This window comes from Acinetobacter sp. YH01019 (genome assembly GCF_013420285.1).
Lineage (GTDB): Bacteria > Pseudomonadota > Gammaproteobacteria > Pseudomonadales > Moraxellaceae > Acinetobacter > Acinetobacter gandensis.
Map to the genome: position 1 here is coordinate 1 of NZ_VOYM01000065.1, position 20,202 is coordinate 20,202.

23 protein-coding genes are annotated in these 20,202 nt (G+C 41.1%); 14 read left to right on the forward strand and 9 right to left on the reverse strand.

Annotated features, from left to right (window positions below; all coding sequences use genetic code 11):
- Positions 1-277: 277 nt before the first annotated feature.
- Positions 278-1,483 (reverse strand): 3-(3-hydroxy-phenyl)propionate transporter MhpT, encoded by a 1,206-nt coding sequence (gene mhpT, locus FTT84_RS13600; RefSeq protein ID WP_067761729.1) that lies wholly within the window; start codon positions 1,481-1,483, stop codon positions 278-280.
- 722 nt (positions 1,484-2,205) lie between these two features.
- Between mhpT and dapA the strand changes: the two genes are divergently transcribed.
- From dapA to purC, 3 genes are read left to right on the forward strand one after another with little or no spacing between them, the layout of a single operon-like run.
- Positions 2,206-3,105 (forward strand): 4-hydroxy-tetrahydrodipicolinate synthase, encoded by a 900-nt coding sequence (gene dapA / locus FTT84_RS13605; RefSeq protein ID WP_180081480.1) that lies wholly within the window; start codon positions 2,206-2,208, stop codon positions 3,103-3,105.
- A gap of 16 nt (positions 3,106-3,121) precedes the next feature.
- The gene (locus tag FTT84_RS13610) at positions 3,122-3,727 is read left to right on the forward strand and encodes a lipoprotein-34 precursor (NlpB) (protein WP_180058002.1); all 606 of its coding nucleotides are present in this window, start codon (positions 3,122-3,124) and stop codon (positions 3,725-3,727) included.
- A gap of 36 nt (positions 3,728-3,763) precedes the next feature.
- Entirely contained in the window at positions 3,764-4,483 is a 720-nt protein-coding gene (gene purC / locus FTT84_RS13615) for a phosphoribosylaminoimidazolesuccinocarboxamide synthase (RefSeq protein ID WP_067761735.1), read from the forward strand.
- A 327-nt stretch (positions 4,484-4,810) separates the two neighbouring features.
- Here the strand turns inward: purC and FTT84_RS13620 are convergent, their stop codons facing one another.
- Positions 4,811-6,085: a replication-associated recombination protein A gene (locus FTT84_RS13620; RefSeq protein WP_180081482.1), complete on the reverse strand. Its 1,275-nt coding sequence runs from the start codon at positions 6,083-6,085 to the stop codon at positions 4,811-4,813.
- 265 nt (positions 6,086-6,350) lie between these two features.
- On the opposite strand from FTT84_RS13620, the gene FTT84_RS13625 reads away from it, so the two are divergent.
- Both FTT84_RS13625 and FTT84_RS13630 read left to right on the forward strand, forming a co-directional pair.
- Complete coding sequence (locus tag FTT84_RS13625; RefSeq protein WP_180081484.1) at positions 6,351-8,483, forward strand: EAL domain-containing protein; 2,133 nt, start codon at positions 6,351-6,353, stop codon at positions 8,481-8,483.
- Between the two features lie 20 nt (positions 8,484-8,503).
- Positions 8,504-8,980 (forward strand): DUF523 domain-containing protein, encoded by a 477-nt coding sequence (locus FTT84_RS13630; protein WP_180081486.1) that lies wholly within the window; start codon positions 8,504-8,506, stop codon positions 8,978-8,980.
- Positions 8,981-9,000: 20 nt separating this feature from the next.
- Here FTT84_RS13630 and FTT84_RS13635 read toward each other — a convergent pair whose 3' ends face one another.
- Positions 9,001-9,453 (reverse strand): YcgN family cysteine cluster protein, encoded by a 453-nt coding sequence (locus FTT84_RS13635; RefSeq protein WP_180057976.1) that lies wholly within the window; start codon positions 9,451-9,453, stop codon positions 9,001-9,003.
- A 167-nt stretch (positions 9,454-9,620) separates the two neighbouring features.
- On the opposite strand from FTT84_RS13635, the gene FTT84_RS13640 reads away from it, so the two are divergent.
- Entirely contained in the window at positions 9,621-9,779 is a 159-nt protein-coding gene (locus FTT84_RS13640; protein WP_005006601.1) for a DUF1328 domain-containing protein, read from the forward strand.
- A gap of 200 nt (positions 9,780-9,979) precedes the next feature.
- Here the strand turns inward: FTT84_RS13640 and murJ are convergent, their stop codons facing one another.
- A complete protein-coding gene (gene murJ, locus FTT84_RS13645) occupies positions 9,980-11,521 on the reverse strand; it encodes a murein biosynthesis integral membrane protein MurJ (protein ID WP_067761743.1) in 1,542 nt (513 codons plus the stop codon).
- A gap of 86 nt (positions 11,522-11,607) precedes the next feature.
- Positions 11,608-12,180 carry a 1,6-anhydro-N-acetylmuramyl-L-alanine amidase AmpD gene (ampD, locus tag FTT84_RS13650; protein WP_180081488.1) on the reverse strand — a complete coding sequence of 191 codons (573 nt, stop codon included), beginning with the start codon at positions 12,178-12,180 and terminating at the stop codon, positions 11,608-11,610.
- Positions 12,181-12,365: 185 nt separating this feature from the next.
- Between ampD and nadC the strand changes: the two genes are divergently transcribed.
- The gene (nadC, locus tag FTT84_RS13655) at positions 12,366-13,211 is read left to right on the forward strand and encodes a carboxylating nicotinate-nucleotide diphosphorylase (RefSeq protein ID WP_180081490.1); all 846 of its coding nucleotides are present in this window, start codon (positions 12,366-12,368) and stop codon (positions 13,209-13,211) included.
- A 67-nt stretch (positions 13,212-13,278) separates the two neighbouring features.
- Here the strand turns inward: nadC and FTT84_RS13660 are convergent, their stop codons facing one another.
- Together FTT84_RS13660 and rph are read right to left on the reverse strand one after the other, a co-directional pair.
- Entirely contained in the window at positions 13,279-13,494 is a 216-nt protein-coding gene (locus FTT84_RS13660) for a hypothetical protein (protein ID WP_180081492.1), read from the reverse strand.
- A 158-nt stretch (positions 13,495-13,652) separates the two neighbouring features.
- A complete protein-coding gene (rph, locus tag FTT84_RS13665; protein ID WP_067761749.1) occupies positions 13,653-14,369 on the reverse strand; it encodes a ribonuclease PH in 717 nt (238 codons plus the stop codon).
- Between the two features lie 191 nt (positions 14,370-14,560).
- Here rph and FTT84_RS13670 point away from each other — a divergent pair, with 191 nt between their 5' ends.
- Positions 14,561-15,226: a TetR family transcriptional regulator gene (locus FTT84_RS13670; RefSeq protein WP_180057973.1), complete on the forward strand. Its 666-nt coding sequence runs from the start codon at positions 14,561-14,563 to the stop codon at positions 15,224-15,226.
- 87 nt (positions 15,227-15,313) lie between these two features.
- Here FTT84_RS13670 and FTT84_RS13675 read toward each other — a convergent pair whose 3' ends face one another.
- Positions 15,314-15,931, reverse strand: a complete 618-nt coding sequence (locus FTT84_RS13675; protein ID WP_180057971.1) for a thiol:disulfide interchange protein DsbA/DsbL — start codon at positions 15,929-15,931, stop codon at positions 15,314-15,316.
- 183 nt (positions 15,932-16,114) lie between these two features.
- On the opposite strand from FTT84_RS13675, the gene ubiG reads away from it, so the two are divergent.
- The 6 genes from ubiG (at position 16,115) to FTT84_RS13705 (ending at position 20,028) form a co-directional block, all read left to right on the forward strand.
- Positions 16,115-16,828, forward strand: a complete 714-nt coding sequence (gene ubiG, locus FTT84_RS13680; RefSeq protein ID WP_067761757.1) for a bifunctional 2-polyprenyl-6-hydroxyphenol methylase/3-demethylubiquinol 3-O-methyltransferase UbiG — start codon at positions 16,115-16,117, stop codon at positions 16,826-16,828.
- Positions 16,828-17,526: an HAD family hydrolase gene (locus tag FTT84_RS13685; RefSeq protein WP_067761759.1), complete on the forward strand. Its 699-nt coding sequence runs from the start codon at positions 16,828-16,830 to the stop codon at positions 17,524-17,526. Before ubiG ends, FTT84_RS13685 begins: the two co-directional genes overlap by 1 nt.
- 37 nt (positions 17,527-17,563) lie before the next feature.
- On the forward strand, positions 17,564-18,310 hold the full coding sequence (locus FTT84_RS13690) for a YciK family oxidoreductase (protein ID WP_067761760.1): 747 nt from the start codon (positions 17,564-17,566) through the stop codon (positions 18,308-18,310).
- A gap of 194 nt (positions 18,311-18,504) precedes the next feature.
- Positions 18,505-18,924, forward strand: coding sequence for a hypothetical protein (locus FTT84_RS13695; RefSeq protein ID WP_180057967.1), 420 nt, complete (start codon positions 18,505-18,507; stop codon positions 18,922-18,924).
- A gap of 222 nt (positions 18,925-19,146) precedes the next feature.
- Positions 19,147-19,302 carry a hypothetical protein gene (locus FTT84_RS13700; protein WP_167348713.1) on the forward strand — a complete coding sequence of 52 codons (156 nt, stop codon included), beginning with the start codon at positions 19,147-19,149 and terminating at the stop codon, positions 19,300-19,302.
- Positions 19,303-19,617: 315 nt separating this feature from the next.
- Complete coding sequence (locus FTT84_RS13705; RefSeq protein ID WP_067761763.1) at positions 19,618-20,028, forward strand: RcnB family protein; 411 nt, start codon at positions 19,618-19,620, stop codon at positions 20,026-20,028.
- 66 nt (positions 20,029-20,094) lie between these two features.
- Here the strand turns inward: FTT84_RS13705 and FTT84_RS13710 are convergent.
- Positions 20,095-20,202, reverse strand: a 108-nt coding sequence (locus FTT84_RS13710; protein WP_179994364.1) for a zinc ribbon domain-containing protein, incomplete at its 5' end; no start/stop codon positions are given.

Consider the following 20,202-nt stretch of genomic DNA (forward strand, 5'->3'; position numbering starts at 1 on the left):
TAAATCATTGACATAATTCCAGACAAAGTTCACTTCTGATGCTAGTTGGTCTAACACCTTGCAATGTTTGTCTTTTATACGTAATTTAAGGGTTTTCATGTACTTATATTAACAATCAAAACTCAAGGAAAATAGTCCTTAGTTAAATCAAACGACACTTCATGTCGTGTCGCTTATATCTCTGACCTGAAGGACAGAGTTTTACGCTCCATTTGATAAAAAAACCCGCTTAGTAGCGGGTTCTTTATGGACTTATCGGTTTAACCGAAAGTTGATCTTATGCTGGAATTCGACGTACCAATACCAACATGAAGATTGCAGAGATAATAATACAAGGAATTGCTGCTGAAATTACACCCGCTGCGCCAAAGCCTGCTGCTAGTAATTGACCTGCAATCGCTGGGCCCATCATTGCGCCAACACGACCAACAGCTGAAGCAACACCTACACCTGTACCACGTAATTGTGTTGGGTAAACAATACCACCAAACGCATACAGTACACCTTGACAGCCAATTACGAATGCACCAACCAATGCTGCGGCCATGTACATTTGCGTTAATGAACCCGCACCATTTAAAGCAAATAGACCACCTAAAATACCGCCGTACATCAACAAAATAACATAGGCTTTTTTCCAACGGTCAGTCAGCATACCCAGAATCACTGTACCCACTGTCGCGCTCATCATGAAGTAGAACTGCGCAGTCGCACCATCTTTACGTGTGAAACCAAGCTCAGTAAACAATGATGGTAACCAGCTCAACATGATGTAAACCACCATCAATGTAAAGAAGTAACTTGTCCATAAGCACAGCGTGCGTAAACGGTTTTCAGCATCAAATAGGTTCTTAAATGCGCCTTGTTGTACTGGTGTTTCAGCTTGTTGTGCTTGATCTTTAGCTTTCAAGAATTCACGTGATTCAGGCAAGAAGAAAATCATTAACGGAATAACGATAATTGGTAATAAACCGCCTAAATAGAAAATATTTTTCCAGTTCGCACCAAACTCAGTCATCGCAACCAGTGACAAAATTGCTGCACCGACAGGCATACCGCAATACATCAAACCTACGGCACGACCACGATTTTGTGGACTTACAGCTTCTGATGCCAAAGTAATTAGAATTGGCATAGCTGCACCTAAACCTGCACCTGCAAGGAAACGCACAGCTAAAAGGCTATGGAAACTATTTACCCATACAGTACATAGGGTAAAAATAGCAAACATTGCCGTTGACCAAATCAGTACTTTTTTACGACCAATACGATCGGCAATTCGGCCACCCACGAGTGCCCCTGGCAATAGACCTAAAATACCCGCACTAAAGAAGACACCGAGCTGCGAGCTATCCAGCCCGAAATATTCACGAATCCCTGCAGCTGCAATTCCGGCAGCTTGAATATCTAGACCTTCGATTACGGCAATGAGGAAACAGATCGCTACCGTGACAATCGCGTGCTTGTTATCTGACTTTTCCATTGGAGAATCCTTGTTGTCATCAGCTTAAATAAAGGCGCATCATGGCTGAGCGCTATAGATGACATAACTACCAATAAGTTGAAGCTTTTTGTCGGAATTCCAATTACGTGCAAGTTCTAATAGTTTTGTACTTTAATTTACAAAGTCGTAAAAACAATTACAGCGCGGTAAAAAATATGCAGAGTTGATATTTTCAATAGTTATAACAAGAAAAGATTTCAACCATTTAGAAAAGAACGCATATTTCTATTAGATAAAAAAAAGATTATTAACCAAGTTTTTAACAATGATTTCAGATAAATCGACACACCATAAATATAGCTTTTAAATCTTTAGTCATTGTTTTTTAATCTTAAATCTTGAGCAAAAAACACGGATTAGTCGCAAATACAAGCTTTGCACAAAAATAAATCAGACTAACTGTTCAAAAAATCAAGTCATACCAAGCAAATTAATGCACATCAGGTAATGCTCGACTGAAAGCTTAGTTCGCTGCAAAAAAACCCAAATTTTACACTTGATTGTTTTAAGTTTGATTTGTATAAAGAATTTTATGCCTTTGACCAAAGCATATTGTTCTTATGCGTTTGATCAGTCATAATTTGCGTAAGCATTATTCAATTTGGACCAATCCAGTTGAATAAGCTACAAATCAAAAATACGAAACCATCCAGAAACCCAAATTCGTCTCTTCGGATGGACAAATAGGATAGCTTTTCAAAATGACTCAGCAAGCTCAGACCATTCAAGGTTCAATTGTCGCAATCGTCACCCCAATGTTTGAAGATGGCAGCGTAGATTGGAAGAGCCTCGAAAAGCTGGTTGAGTGGCATATAAAACAGGGCACCAACAGTATCGTCGCTGTTGGTACAACTGGCGAAGCATCTACCCTAAGCATGGCTGAACACACGCAAGTGATCAAAGAAATCATTCGTGTTGCCAACAAACGTATTCCAATTATTGCGGGTACAGGTGCAAACTCTACTCATGAAGCAATTCAACTGACCAAAGAAGCAAAAGAACTTGGTGCAGATGCTGCTTTACTGGTAACACCTTACTACAACAAACCAACGCAAGAAGGTTTATACCAACACTATAAAGCAATTGCTGAAGCAGTTGACCTTCCACAAATCTTGTACAACGTACCAGGCCGTACTGGTGTGGACATGCACAATGATACAGTGATTCGCCTTGCTGATATTCCACAAATTGTCGGCATTAAAGACGCAACTGGTGATGTGCCACGTGGTCAAGAATTAATTGAAGGCCTAAAAGGCAAAGAAATGGTGGTTTACTCAGGTGATGACGCGACTGCTTATCAATTGATGGGTCATGGCGCTCAAGGTAACATTTCAGTAACTGCAAACGTTGCACCGAAAGAAATGAGTGAGATTTGCGCCACTGCGTTAGCAGGTGATGCTGAAAAAGCAGAACAGCAAAACAATGCTGTTGCAAATCTACACCAAATTTTATTTTGCGAATCAAACCCAATTCCTGTGAAATGGGCACTTCATGAAATGAACCTCATTGAAACTGGTATTCGCTTACCATTAACACCCCTTGCAGAACAATACCGCACTCCGCTTCGTGAAGTACTAATCACTGCGGGCGTTATCAAATAAAGAAGAGCAAAACATGATGCAATTACGTTTAGGACTAAGCCTGGCACTTTCAGTATTTACATTAGCCGGTTGTAGTTCACTTGCCTTTAATAATGGCACGCTGGACTATAAAAAAACCACCGATGTTGAAACACTGAAATACCCTGAGGGGTCAATGGTTCGTCCAGCAACGCCGTTGTATCCTGCGCCATCGGTTGACCCGCTTGCAATTGAGCATGCACCAAATCTTGAAAACAAGCGCGGCAACCGCTTCGCCCTTCCTCGTCCAAATGAGGAAAAAAATGATTCAGTTACAGAAACTTCAGCTGACAGTACAAATATTGCTCGACCTCAATTATTGGTCGATGGAAATCAAAATCCGCTGCTCAAAGTTGAAGGAAATTCTGCTACAATTTGGCAATACACACTTGCTACCCTCAGCAGCCTTAACCATACCATTGTTGGTCAAAGCAAAAACCGTTACGAAGTAACTGTCAAGGTCGATCAACAGACCTATGTTTTAAGACTTTCTTCTGTAGGTTCAAGCAATAACATCGCTGTGTTCAATGCCGATAATAGTTTTGCAGACAAAGAAAAAGCTGCAGATCTGTTAGCTCAGATTTACCAAAATTGGCCAGCCTAGTCGTACTAGGCATTTTTTCTCGAAAAAGGTTCCCTCATGTTAAAACAAACCTTGCTCTATACTGGTAAAGCGAAATCTGTTTATGAAACAGATAGTTCAGACCACCTCATCCTAGTTTTCCGTGACGATGCTTCTGCATTCAACGGCGAAAAAATCGAACAGCTGGATCGTAAAGGTAAGGTGAACAACCGTTTTAACGCCTTCATCATGGAAAAATTGGCTGCGGCTGGCATCGAAACTCACTTCGAAAAACTTCTTTCTCCAACTGAAGTTTTAGTGAAAAAATTAACTATGGTTCCTGTAGAGTGCGTAATCCGTAACTATGCAGCGGGTTCACTATGCCGTCGTTTAGGTGTAGAAGAAGGTAAAGAGCTAACTCCACCAACTTTCGAATTGTTCTTTAAAGACGATGCGTTAGGCGACCCAATGGTAAACGAGTCACAAGCGATTGCTTTAGGCTGGGCAACTGCTGACCAACTTGCTCAAATGAAAGAATTAACTTACAAAGTAAACGAAGTACTTAAAGGTTTATTCGATGCTGGCAACATGCTTCTTGTTGACTTCAAACTTGAATTTGGTGTGTTCCATGACCGCATCGTATTGGGTGATGAATTCTCTCCAGATGGCTGCCGTCTATGGGACAAAGATACCAAGAAAAAACTCGACAAAGACCGTTTCCGTCAAGGTTTAGGCGGTGTTGTTGAAGCGTATGAAGAAGTTGCTGCACGTTTAGGTATCGATCTTTCTGATATCTAATTCGCACAATGAATAAAAAAAACCGGGCGATTTCGCTCGGTTTTTTTTATTCCTATTTAGTTGATTATTCAATAATCGAAAAAACAGATGTTAACCATAAAAATCATCTGTTTCACATTATTTAATCCGCACATTAAGATACATCCATACCATGCAGCACAGAAGATGTTGATTCTTTGTGTATGCCGACCAGTTTCGTTCTACCCTCTAGGATGTATCTCCCCAAAGACATCCTAATTTTTCAGCCCAACTCGCCCTGAGTTGGGCTTTTTTTTGCTGATGACATAAATAAGAAGGCGCCGAAGCACCTTTGAAATTTAACTAAGCTTACTGCTGCTGTTGTTCCTGCATCCAACGGCGTTGTTGTAAGCGCTCACCTTCTACTTCGCGTTTATTACGTGCCGATTCATACAGTTTTGTGCCTTTTAATTCAGGTGGTAAATAATCCTGCAAGACAAAATGCTCTGGGTAATGATGTGGATATAAATAATCTACGCCATAACCCTGTTCTTTCATCATTTTGGTTGGTGCATTACGTAAATGTAATGGTACAGGTAAATTCGAGGTTTTCTCTGCCAAATCTAACGCTTTATTAATCGCTAAATAAGTACTGTTACTCTTGGCGCTGGTCGCCAAATACACGGCACATTGTCCCAAAATAATCCGACATTCAGGCATGCCTACCGCTTGAACCGAACGGAAACATTCCCCTGCCAGCAATAATGCATTTGGGTTGGAATTACCAATATCTTCTGAAGCAGCAATCAACATACGACGTGCAATAAAGACGGGGTCTTCACCACCTTTGAGCATACGTGCCATCCAATACAAGGCCGCATCTGGGTCACTACCACGAATGGATTTAATAAAAGCAGATACCAAATCGTAATGCTGCTCACCTGATTTATCATATCGGGCTATATTTTGCTGTGCGACTTTCACAACCACGGCATTGCTAATGATATTTTCTACATCTGGCTCAAAGGTACTGGCAATTAAGTCGAGTAAATTAAGTGCCTTACGTGCATCGCCAGCTGCAAATTGTAATAAAGCCTCATATTCTTCAATTTGAATATAACGCTCTTTTAAAAAAGTATCCTGCTCCAGTGCATGTTTTAATAAGGCTTGAATGGACTCATCACTTAATGCATTGAGGGTATAAACTTGGCAACGCGACAACAGGGCATTATTGACTTCAAAAGAAGGATTTTCTGTGGTTGCCCCAATTAAAGTAATTTTGCCTTTTTCTACCGCATTTAACAGTGCATCTTGTTGTGACTTATTAAAACGGTGTATTTCATCAATAAATACCACAGGGGTCAGTAAATCTCCCCCATCAGCAATAATTTCACGTAGTTCCTTCACACCAGTATTCAGTGCAGACAAACTGATAAATGGACGATCTACAGCCTGTGCCAACAACAATGCAATTGTGGTCTTACCGACCCCAGGTGGCCCCCAAAAAATGATCGAAGGTAAATGTCCTTGATCAATCATTTGACGTAAAGGAGCATCTTCACCCAACAGGTGATCTTGCCCAATAATCTGTGATAAATCATAGGGGCGAAGGCGTTCAGGAAGCGGAATATGACTGTCTGACATCTTATTATTTCATTTCAGGCTAAATGGAGTTCTGAACTTATTCTAACACTGCCTTTAAATAATCTCTTGGCTTAATTTTAGCCGCTTTTGACTACGATATTTTTGTCGAAAATGCATGTCTTTTGCTTTGCATTATGCTGTAAATATGCTCATGTTAATGTTAACTATAATGTAACAAGACTCCTTATCCCTGTTGATTCAATTTACAGTATTATCGGCAGCAGATTTATTTTCCGACTTGCCTGACCTAGATTGGACAGATTGTATGAAGCAATCACTAAAGCACAAGCAGATACCCTCAGTTCAGCATAGCTCAGATATCCCTTCTGATTTATATAATCCACTATCCGAAACATCGTGTAGTGAACAATTACAACGACAACAATTTTCCGCTCAATTTCAGCAACCTGTTTGGTTCAGTACTAAAGACAATAAATATTTTGCCAATCCAGCGTTAACACAATTACTGCCCTCAGCTATGGATCATCCAAGTGATCGGGACTGGTTAAGTTTAATTCATGACACTGACTTACATAATTTTGAAACACAGTGGCGTCGCTCTCAACAAGTGCAAGAATCCTTTCAACAAAAAGTCTTATTTAAACAACCTAACCAAAGTTACCACAACACCCTCATCCAAGTGTCATATCGCACAAATGCGCATGATAACTACCATTGCATGGTCGAATTCACCGACCTTGAACCAGTCAATGTGTTAATTGAGCAATTACAACAGCAGGTAGAAAGCAGAAATCATATGCTGGATGCCAGTGTCGATTGCATCAAACTATTAAGTGTTGATGGTCGGGTTCGGCATATGAATAGGGCTGGCTGCTTAGCACTGGGGGTGCCGACCGATGAAAAAAACTTTGGCATGACATGGCTCAATTTACTGCCTGAGGCGGTACGAGACAAAGGAACCATCGCTTTAGCAGAAGCTGCAAAAGGTAAAACCTCGCGCTTTATGGGGATGAGCCAGCTCGAAAATGAACCTGCGGCTTATTGGGACAATATGTTGACTCCAGTATTGGATCAATTTGGTCAAGTGAAAGAAATTCTCTGTGTCTCTCGAGACGTAACATTACAACGCCAAGCTGAAAGCAAGCTGCAACAAATCATCGAACAAGATGATCTAACTGGTTTACTGAACCGACGTGCATTTAGCCGTGTTTTTAAAAATAATTTGAAACTTGCACGTGATAAGCATCAGCAGCTTGGATTATTGTTAATTGATTTAGACTATTTCAAACATGTAAACGATACCTTAGGGCATATTGCTGGCGATCATTTGCTGCATACCTTAGGTCTGCGCTTTCAAAAATGTTTTAATTCTGAGATTGTAGTGTCACGTTTAGGCGGTGATGAATTTGCCATTCTGATTCCGAACCTACATACACAAGAGCAACTGCTAGAGATAGCGCGAATCGCTTGTGCCCAAATGGAAATCCCCATTAGTTATATGGGGCAATTTATCAATAGTGGCATGAGTATAGGCTGTTCACTCTATCCTCGTGATGCCCAGAGCACTTCGAACCTTTTAAAATGTGCAGATATTGCATTAAATGATTTAAAAATCAGTGGTCGTGGTGGTGTGCGTATGTTTACCCAGACCATGTTTAAAGCACTCGAAGAAACCACACGTCAGCTTACATTGGCCCGAAGTATTATCAAATCTGATCAAATCGTACCGTATTACCAACCTAAAGTTCGGCTTTCAAACAGTAAAGTGGTCGGTTTCGAAGCTTTACTGCGTTGGTATGATGAAAATCAAGAATTACAACTTCCCTCGCACATATTCGCAGCATTTCAAGATTATGAATTGGCGTCACGTATCAGCGAAATCATGCAGGTTAAAATATTCAAAGACATGCAACAGTGGATGAAGGAAGGACTAGAACCTTTACCTGTTTCGATTAATGCTGCGCCTGTCGAATTTTTACGTGATGACTATGCAGAAAAATTGTTAAAACGCCTTAAGCAGTATGGCATCTCTCCTCGAGTAGTCGAATTGGAAATTACCGAACAAAGCTTATCTGAGCGTGGTGCCAATTATGTGATTCGTGCTCTACACCTGCTCAAAGAAAATGGCATTCATATTTCTTTGGATGATTTTGGTACTGGACATTCATCACTGACCCGACTGAGTAATTATCCGGTCGATTGCATTAAAATTGACCGCAGCTTTGTAGAACGCATGCATACGGATCGCTCTGCCCTCGCAATTGTCAAAGCAATCACTCAAATTGGCGCCAGTGTTTCACTTGATATCTTGGTAGAAGGTATCGAAAACCCTGAACAGGTCACGACCTTAAAGGACTGTGATTGTCATATTGGTCAAGGCTTCTATTTTTATCGTCCACTTAGTTTCGACAAAACCACCCAACTGTTGCGTCGCTAAGTTCATTAGGACACACAATCATGCCGCTCAAATATTTAATCAGCGCTTGTCTCGCTGGTCATGCTGTTCGTTATGATGCGAAATCAATCCCGCTTAGGGGTTTGCAACGTTTAATGCAAACCCATGAAGTTATTACTGCTTGTCCTGAAATTTTAGGCGGTCTGAGTTGTCCTCGTTTACCCGCTGAAATTCAAAATGGATCTGCACTCGATGTGTTAAATGGTCATGCTCAAGTTAAAGATGTTTTAGGTACAGACGTTAGCAAAGCCTTTATTGAAGGCGCATACCAAACGCTCAAACTGGCTCAACAACATGACGTTGACATTGTGGTACTTAAAGAATTTAGCCCTTCATGTGGCACTCACGCTATTTATGATGGCAGTTTTAGTCGTACCAAAATTGAAGGCCAAGGTATAACCACAACCTTACTGATGCAACATGGTTTTCAAGTCATGTCAGAACACGAATTTCTCGCCATGATTGAAGAACAATTTTAGGCAGCAGATGCTATAGCTCATTAACGTACCCAACGCACAATGTAGTCTTCAATCTCTTCGGGATCGACGTCTTCTTCACTGATACAACGGCCTGCTGCGGACTTACGTGCCGCTAAAATACTATCACGGCTTCCTGTAACGAGATGATGCCAACGTGGTAATGTTTTGCCTTCCGATATACGACGATAGGCACAGCTTGGCGGTAACCAATGAAACTGGTCAATCTGTTCTGGCGTTAAACGAATGCAATCAGGTACAAATTCTTTACGATTTGGGTAATCTGAACAACTGGCCGTCTGACAATCTAAAAGTTTGCATGCCACTTTGGTATACGCAACTTCATGAGTATCTTCATCTTCAAGCTTAATCAAACAACATAAACCACAACCATCGCATAAGGCTTCCCACTCGTCATGCGTAAGCTCCGTCAATGCAAAGTTTTTCCAAAAATGTGGGCGCAGTGTGTCAGTCATAATCCAGCTCAAAACAAATATGGCACGCATATTAGCTGAGCGCGCCGAAAAATCTCAGTCTACGTTACCGAATATTGAACATTTAATAAACAAAAGAATAACATTGAGCATAGTTCAGCCTCTCTATACTGAATACACAGAATAAAAAATCACATGGAGAAAAAACTATGTTCCGCTGGGCTATTATTTTCGCTGTCATCGCACTGATTGCTAGTCTGCTAGGTTTTGGTGGTGTTGCAGGATTATCAAAAGATTTTGCTGTAATTCTATTGGTCATTGCAGTGATTCTTGCAATCGTCGGTTTCCTTTCGAGAGGAAAAGTTTAGTTTCATTTACACTTTCACACGAAAGTGACTGTAGAAAATGTATATGACATTATTTGCAGACGTTATTTACAAAAGAAACTAAATCGACATAGCTACTTAGCTACACTCAATTGTAAAGAACATGATTCTAAAGCATAAAAAAATAAGAGCCTTAATGGCTCTTATTTTTTTATCAGATCACGTGTTCATCCACTTTGAATTTAAGGCTTCAAATGACGTGGTCTAAAACCCGTAATAATCAAAGCAAATCCATAAGCTGCGACACCTACCACACATAGACCAATCACTTCAGCAACACGCATCCAAGTCGATACATCGCCGTTGTACCACGTTAAGGCATACCATAAAGCAGCAATCATTGCCGCATTGGCCAATGCAAACTGTAAGATCAGTTTTTTCCAATGTGTGCCAAAACGGAAAATATTGCGTTTGTGTAAGTAGAAATACAGCATACCCGCGTTGACTAAAGCAGAACCTGATGAGGCTAATGCCAAGGCCATATGCTCTGCATGCCAATCAATCAGTTTAAAGAAACCAATGAATACCACGTTTAAAATGGCATTGGCTGCAACCGCCATTAGACCCACACGTACTGGCGTTTTAGTGTCTTGCTGCGCATAAAAACCGGGGGCGAAGACTTTAATTAACATAAAGGAAATCACGCCGGCACTCATACATTGCAGTGCCATCGCAGTCATTTGTGTATCTTCAAAGGTAAATTGACCACGTTCAAATAAAGCCTGAATAATTGGGGTAGATAACATAAACAGCGCAATACTGGCAGGTAATCCCACCAATACAATCACTTTCGCCGCCCAGTCAATCATCTTACGGAATTTTTCTTGATCTTGTTCAGCATGACGCGCAGACAACGAAGGTAAAATTACAGTACCTATCGCGACACCAATTAAGCCCAATGGCAATTCGGTCATCCGTTCGGCACTGTATAACCATGACACCGAACCATCTTGCATGAATGATGCCCAAATGGTGTTCAGCAATAGATTAATCTGGGTAACAGAAACACCAAACAATGCAGGCAGCATCAACTTCATGATGCGATCGACACCTTCGTGTTTGAAGTCTACTTTGGGTGGAATAAGTAATTTCTTACGCCACAATTCAGGAATCTGAATCGCCAATTGTAAGAAACCGGCTGCAACCACTGACCAACCGAGTGCCATAATCGGTTCGGCCATGTACGGCGTTAACCACAACGCACCCGCAATCATTGCCACATTCAGCAACACGGGAGCAAAGGCCGGCGTACTGAAAGAGCCATAACTGTTCAAAATACTGCTGGCAAAGGCCGTCAGCGACATGAACAGTAAATATGGTATGGTCAAGCGGAACATATCAGTTGCCAAAGCAAACTTGTCTGCATCACCATGGAAGCCAGGTGCATACAGATAAATAATGGCAGGTGCTGCCACCATTGCGACGAAGGTCAAACTGGTCATCACTAGACCTAAACAACCAAAGACGCGGCTGATGAGAATCTGAACTTCAGCATGGGTTCGACTGGTTTTATATTCGGTTAAAACAGGAATAAAAGCTTGAGAAAATGCCCCTTCTGCAAATAGCCGCCTGAAAAAGTTTGGAATACGAAATGCCACTACGAAAGTATCGAAGTCTTTGCCTGCACCAAATACATTTAACAGGACAATATCCCGTACCAGTCCCAATACTCGGGACAGCATTGTCATTGCACTGACAATGACAGTCGAACGCCAAAGCGCCATCGCTTTTACTCGCTTTTTAAAGTGCGCCTATTGTAATGAAACTGAATCATAAATTTCATTGGTTTATTGAACGCAGTGTGTGTTGTTTATTTGTTTTTAAAATCACGTAACTGTTTACGAAATTCAGTCCATTGAAAAAATGGGCCCGGATCGGTCTTACGTCCCGGTGCAATATCTGAATGCCCGGCGATATGTTGTTGAATTTTTGGATAAACCTGCTGCAAACATGCCACCACTTGAGTCAATACATCATATTGCACAGGTTCGAAAGGCAAGTCATCACTGCCCTCCAGCTCAATCCCAATCGAATAATCATTACATTCTTTTTGTGCTAAATAAGTAGAACGCCCTGCATGCCAAGCACGATCGTTAAAATTCACAAATTGCAGTACTTCACCTGTACGCAAGATCAATAAATGGGTAGAAACCTCCATACCTTCAATGGTTTGAAAATAAGGATGCACCGACCAATCTAATTGATTTTGAAAAAACTGCTCAATATAGCCACCCCCAAATTGGGAAGGTGGCAAACTAATATTGTGAATCACCACAAGCTGAATTTCAGTATCTGCGGGACGCTGATTAAAGTTCGGTGATGGAACTTGCCGTGCACCGATAAGTTGCCCATCCTGAACCTGAAATGTAGTTGCATGTGACATAAAGTGATCCTGAGTCTGCATTGCTCGTGAATTTTAGATCAGAGCCTAAAGGCATTCATGCTAAAACTTTCACTGATATTTCTCAATTCATGTTTGTGATTGCTGTTAAAAATCGCTCATTTTTCATGAACAATGCTAATATAGCGCGCACATTTTCTCGGGTTAAAAAAGATACGGAATTTCTTATGAGCATATCGCAATCTTTGCTTGAACAATCTATCCAAATCAATATTCAACAAGCACTACAAGAAGATATTGGTTCGGGTGATATCACTGCCCTTTTAACTCCAGAAGATGAACAAGCGACCGCAACAATTATTAGTCGTGAAGATATGGTGCTAGCAGGGCAACCGTGGGTCAATGCCCTCATTCAAACTTTTGATGCAAGTGTACAAGTCACATGGTTAAAAAATGATGGGGAACGTGTCGCAGCAGGTGAGGCTTTCTTAAAATTAGCAGGTTCTGCACGTAGCCTATTAACTGTTGAACGCCCTGCACTAAATTTTGTGCAAACCTTATCGGCTGTAGCCACTAAAACAGCTGAATATGTTCAACAACTGGAAGGTTTAAATACTCGCTTATTAGATACGCGTAAAACGCTGCCAGGCCTACGTATTGCTCAGAAATATGCTGTCGCTGTTGGTGGAGGTCAAAACCATCGCTTAGGTTTATTTGATGCCTTTTTGATTAAAGAAAACCACATCATGGCTGCTGGTGGCATTAGCCAAGCTATTGCTAAAGCGCATACGATTGCACCGGGTAAACCCGTTGAAGTGGAAGTGGAAACTTGGGATGAACTTAATCAGGCTTTAGACGCTGGTGCGGATATTGTGATGCTAGATAACTTTACTCAGCAACAAATGATTGATGCCGTAAAGCATGTTGCAGGACGTTGTAAATTAGAAGCCTCTGGCAACATTACTATTGCGAATTTACGTGAAGTGGCGACAACGGGTGTTGACTATATTTCGATGGGTGTTTTAACCAAAGATGTGAAAGCAATTGACCTATCTATGCGCTTTAATGCTTAAACGTTACCAAAATTAAATCCATTTAAAAAAAGGGTGCTCATCAGCACCCTTTTTAAGATGATGCCTTTTAATCATCATCTTTGTCTTTTGAACTCTCTTCTCGCTCTTCATCCTGATCTTGATCAGCTTTAGCATCACGATCATCATCATTTTGCTCATTGTCATGATCACGATCTGATGACAAAACAGAGCGCTCTTTATCCTCATCTTTTGAATTGGAACCATCACAAGCACTCAGTCCTAAAAGTCCCAATAATGAAAAACCGATCAATAACGCTTTCATTATTTTCTCCTTGTTATTCTATTCTTCATACTGTGCTGAAACTTTGCTGCCAACAATAGCGCTTTTCGGTTTTAATTTGTCAGTTGATATTACTCACCCAACTTAAAAATAAAAAAAGCACCCGAAGGTGCTTTTATCAACTTAAGCTTGAGTAAATCTTACCAACCCAAAGCTTCTTGTTGTTTCTTAATCAACTCTTGAATACCTTTTTCAGCCAGTTCAAGCATTTCATTACACTGTGCACGCGTAAATGGTTTGTCTTCAGCTGTGCCTTGAAGTTCAATAAACTCACCTGCTTGTGTCATGACCACATTTAAGTCAGTTTGACAGTTTGAGTCTTCTTCATAGCAAAGATCAAGTAATGCTTCATCTTGATACATACCTACAGAAACCGCTGCAACTAAGCCTTTAAGCGGATCTTGTTTGATTTTTTTATTTTCAAGCAAGAAATTCATGGCATCAATTAATGCCACTGCAGCACCCGTAATTGATGCAGTACGTGTACCGCCATCGGCTTGAATCACGTCACAGTCGATGCTAATAGTATTCTCGCCTAGTTTTTTCAAATCAACCATGGCACGTAAGCTACGACCGATCAAACGTTGGATTTCTTGTGTACGACCACTTTGTTTACCACGTGCTGCTTCACGGTCACTACGGGTATGCGTAGAACGTGGAAGCATGCCGTATTCCGCAGTTACCCAGCCTTGACCTTTACCTTTTAAAAAACGTGGCACTGAGTTATCGACACTTGCAGTACAAAGAACTTTTGTATGACCAAATTCAACCAATACTGAACCTTCCGCATAACGTGTGTAGTTACGGGTAATTTTAACTTCACGTAATTGATCTAATGCTCGTTGGTCGATACGCATAATGATTCCTTGAATCTGACTGAAATTTGTTGCGACACATTATAACAGAAGCCATCCCAAGATTCGGAATCGCAGGCACTGCATTTACAAAATCCATTCATCTGCCATGCTACGTTAGCAAAATATTCTGCTTCGTGTGCTCAAATGAAATTTGTTAGACTTAAGTTTCGCAAAAATTCAGGAAGAATTGCATGTCGATACGGGAAGAACGTAAGCAACAAAGTCGTAAAGCGATCCTTGATGCGGCTCTTGCATTAAGCACATCAGGCCGTGCATTTAGTAGTCTCAGCTTACGTGAAATTTCCCGCCATGTGGGTTTAGTTCCCGCAGCATTCTATCGACATTTTAAAGACATGGATCAACTTGGTTTAGAGTTGGTCGATCATATGGCATTACATTTAAAAAGTATGTTAACGCATATGCGTCAACAGTATTTTCAACAGGCCAATGCACAAACTCGGCAAAGCTTGGACTACTTATTTGAGTCTGTGGATGAGTTCCCCGAAGCATGGATGTTTCTCATTGCCGAACGTTGGGGTGGCTCAAATGCATTAAGGCAAGCAATTGCCCGCGAATTTGATTTTCTTGGTACAGACCTCGCCCAAGCCCTTTCACAAGTTGAAGCCACCCAACATATTCAGTCTGAACAAGATCTTAATGTATTGGCAAAGATTTTATTTGAATTAGCACTCGGATGGGCAATGCAGTGGATCGACGTACATCGTCAATCAGACCTCGATCTACGGGAACAGGCATTGCAACAATGCCGTCGCCAAGCGCAAACCCAAGTGCAACTGCTGTTTCGCGGTATCTTAAATTGGGACAGATCAGTTACGACGTCTTCAACAAATGGTTAGCACGCTGTTCAGACTACATTTAAAAATCATAGCCCTGTACACATAAAAAAAGCCGCATGATTGCGGCCTTTCTATTCAGCAAAAGAATTATTTTGCTTTACGTTCTTTATCTACAAGATATTTCACGATTTCAACGGTACGTGCATCTTCACCTTGTACGATATATTTACCATTCACAGTAATGGCTGGAACACCACTCAATTGATACTGTGCCGCTAAACTTTTTGCTTGCGCAATTTTAGATGACACACCAAATGATTTGAAAGTACTGTTAAATTTCGCTTCAGGTACACCATAACGCGTATAGAACTTCGCAAAGGCACCTTGTTCTAAAATATTTTTCTGACCTGCATGAATGTCATGGAACAATTGTAAATGCGCTTGTTGACGTACGCCCAATGCTTCAGATGCATAGTAAGCGCGTGCGCCTTGTTCCCAAAGCGGATTCATTGCTGCTGGTGTACGCACAAAACGAACGTCTTTCGGTAATTGCTTTAACCAAGTTTGCATATGTGGTTCTAATGTGAAGCAATGTGGGCAGCCATACCAAAAGAATTCACGGACTTCAATTTTACCCGGACGTTCTACTTTTATAGGTTTTGGAATAACGGTGTAATCTGTCCCCGCAACAAATTGAGCTGCCATGGCACTGCCAGAAAATGCAAGAACTGCTGTAGCGATACTGCCTAAAAGGAATTTTTTCATTGAACTTATCGTCCTCAAAATCATTATGATTAGTTTATGACGACACTATAAATCAAATCTGTCGATTTCGTTTTCATTCTGTGAACTTTTTTACTGCTTTTATCGCTTTTTTTACAAGACACGCTACACTAACTCACATTAAACTTTTTTCTAAATTATAAAGACTTGATTGAGGTGACACCGATGTCGCAATTGAATGTTGATCCACAAGAAATTGCTAAATTTGAAGCGTTCGCTGCTATATGGTGGGATCAGCATTCTGAGTTCCGTCCTCTGCATATGATCAATCCACTACGTTTAAACTGGATTGATGAACATTCAGGTGGTATCACAGGCAAAAAAGTTTTAGACGTTGGTTGTGGTGGCGGTATCTTGGCCGAAAGTATGGCACGTCGTGGTGCTCAAGTCCTTGGCATTGATATGGGGGCAGCACCATTAAATGTGGCACGTCTCCATGCTGAACAAGAAAATGTACAAAATATTGAATATCGCCAAGTACCTGTAGAGCAACTGGCTGAAGAACAAGCCGGACAATACGACGTAGTGACTTGCATGGAAATGCTCGAACACGTACCTGACCCTGCATCGATTATTTTGGCATGTCAAAAATTGGTTAAGCCTGGTGGTCATGTATTCTTTTCGACCATTAACCGTAATCCAAAATCTTATTTATTTGCGATTATTGGTGCTGAATATATTTTACGCATGTTGGCTAAAGGCACACACGATTATTCAAAATTCATTAAGCCGTCTGAATTGGCTCACGATATTCGCGGTGCAGAATTACAGCTCAAAGATATGACTGGCCTACATTACAACCCGATCACTAAACGCTACTGGTTAGCGCCAAATGTCGATGTGAACTACATGGTACATACCACAAAAGCAGGTGTGTAATGAAAGCTGTACTGTTTGACCTTGATGGCACACTGATTGATACCGCTGCGGATTTTATACGTATTATTCAAGACATGTGCCGTGAAAAAGGCTGTGCGGTGGTGGCTGCCGATGATATCCGTGTGCAAGTGTCAGAAGGTGCACGTGCCATGGTCAAATTGGTCTATCCAGAACTAGATGTTGAAGATCCTGTCTTTCTGGCACATCGTCAACGCTTTCTAGATCTGTATGGTGCTGATATTGCAGTTGATACCGACCTGTTTGAAGGCATGTATCCACTACTCGCAGAGTTAGAACAACATCAAATTCCGTGGGGCATTGTCACCAACAAACCACGCTGGCTCAGTGAAGCTTTGCTTAAAGCGCTAAACTTAACAGAACGCTGTGCGGTATTGGTGTGTCCTGATGATGTTAGCAAAACCAAACCAGATCCAGAACCGATGTTTCTGGCTGCAAAGCAGATTCAGACCGACGTGCAAGACTGTATTTATGTGGGTGATCATCCACGTGATATTGATGCAGGCCGTAATGCCCACATGTATACCATTTTGGCTGCTTACGGATATTTACCGTTACAGCACAAAGATGACTTAACAGCATGGCAGGCAGATTGTATAGTGAACACTGTATCTGAACTGCATCAGGTTGTGCGTGAATTGGTGATCCCAACCCTCAACCCAGCATCAGCGACTTTATAACGATAGATAAAACAACAGAATAATACGAGGAGGTCATATGAAATATTCAGAGTATCAGCCTCGCCCCGATCTACTCAAAGATCGTATCATCCTGATTACAGGTGCGGGCGATGGTATTGGCCGTGCAGCAGCGCTCAGCTATGCCCTACATGGTGCAACTGTGGTTTTACATGGACGCACCCTGAATAAACTAGAAGTCATTTACGATGAAATTGAAGGCTTAGGTGCGCCGCAGCCAGCAATTTTACCCTTACAACTTTCTAGTGCTTCTCCTCGTGATTATGAATTGTTGGTCGATACCCTTGAAAAGCAGTTCGGCCGTTTAGATGGTATTTTGCATAATGCAGGCATTTTGGGTGAGCGCACTGAACTTGCCAACTACCCTGCCGATGTTTGGGATGATGTGATGGCGGTGAACTTGCGTGCACCATTTCTATTGACCCAAGAACTGATGCCGCTATTGGAAAAATCTGAACATGCTTCGGTAGTCTTTGCCAGTTCGGGTGTAGGTCGTGAAGCACGTGAACGTTGGGGCGCATATTCGGTTTCAAAAATTGCCATTGAAGCGGTCAGCACTTTATTCGCAAAAGAAAATGTACATCCGAATATTCGCTTCAACTGCATTAACCCAGGGGCAACACGTACCGCGATGCGTGCCAAAGCCTATCCAGATGAAGATCCAAAAACTTTACCAACGCCTGAAAGCATCATGCCCGCATATTTATATTTAATGGGCGATGACAGCTTACATCTAAATGGTGAAAGCATCGACGCACAGGATTAACATCACTGCGATGAACAAAAAAAGGAAGCCATGGCTTCCTTTTTTTTAATAAACAAACTTTTAATTTGCGTTGGTAAAATTCAAAAAATATGCGGGTTAACTACCTTTAGGGTCATACCTGACATAAAGTCGGCTTGAGTTTTTATAAAATTTGCTGATACTTGTCAGCAATCTCAAAAACCATGGAATCTCTCATGTCTGATTTTAGCAATATTACGGTAAGCCCTACAGAAGATGGCATGATCAACTTACTGGTAGATGGTCAGCCCATTTCAGCAAAATATGGCATGAAGTTTGACCCAAGTGTTGTGGATGACCTACAAGCATTAGAAGATGGTCAAAATGCCAAACTCTTTGAACAGTTCATTTTTTCGCATACCGACCTCAATTTTGAACATGGTTATTTCTATGTAACTTGCATTCAAAAACTGGAATCGACCTATCAAGTGGTGACGAACTTTGTTTATCGCATTACGGCTGCTGAACAAGCCCCATTTGAACATGTGATTACCAAGCAAGGGGCAGCTATGACCCCAGAAGATGTTAATGAGTTCATTCAAGCACACATTCAAAAATCATTGAATGATTATACAGACCTCAAATACGCCTATTAATCTGCACGAAACCTACTGCAGCAGGGCCATTAGCGACCCGCAAAAAAAGCCATTAAGGGCATTTCACATGCCCTTTTTTTGTGTATTCAAATGAATTAAAAAATTAAAACCAAGATTAATCGTATTTTTAAATCATTTTTATAATTATATTCGGTTTTTCATATTAATTAAAAACGCTTAATATGCTCCGCAAACCAAAACGTTATACAAGGAGCTGAACACATGGCAGATCAAATTCGTAAAACCGAAACCATTCGCTCTATTGAGCGTATGCAACTGACTGAAAATTTAATTAATGCGATGGATGATGCAGGCCAAGCAGAAGCTGTTGCTCAAGCCGTTAACTCACTGCAATTACTCAATGACCAGTGGTACTAATGTTCAGATATTTTGCCGCACGCTCTAACCCCTTCCACCTTTTTGCCCATCGACACCTGATGGGCATTTTTTTATCTACGTTTTGATTTTGAGCTTTATCTGATTTTAATCGATCTTGCGTTTTAAATTGCAGGCTTTAATGCAGTGAGGTGCAACCACTTTTGATAAGCGATTGTTCTTGTGCGCTGTTTTATCGCATAATATCCGTATTCTCTTCGTTTTATTTAAATAAATAATCATTTTTCTTCACAGTTTCTCTGCAATTAATGCGTACAGTAGTTGTATTGAAGATCAATAACTTTATGAGGGTTGAACATGAAAAAGATTTTGCCTATTTTGGCTATTTCTTTCAGTGCTTTAATGGCAAGCAGTCTTTCGTCTGCGGCTCCTCACTTCAATAACGATGAACGTGGCTTTGATGGCCCACGCGGTAATGCCTATGGTCATATGAAAAAAGACCGTGATTTCCGTGCTTCTCAGGACGATGACGATATTGAAGATCGACGCCGTATGCGCGAACAGCGCGGAGTCAAACGTCTACAACAACATAAGTGGCAAACTGGTTATGTCATGCCTCAACATTATCGAGGCAATGGTTATAAAGTTGAATACAAAGACCATAACCTACCAAAACCATCACGGAATCAACAATGGTACAAAATTAACAACGACTATATTTTGGTGAATTCCGACAGTAACAGCATTATCAAAATATTAGGTCTTTAAAGTTGATTTCAATCGACTAAAAGACAGCTTACATTTTCTAAATCGCGATTTGACATCCTCACCCCCTTAAAAAAGGGTGATTCCTACAGCTAGACGCTTATGCCCAAGCGCAAGAATGTTTAGAGCTGAGTTTATATCTCGATCATGAGCTGTACCACAGCTCATGCACTCCCA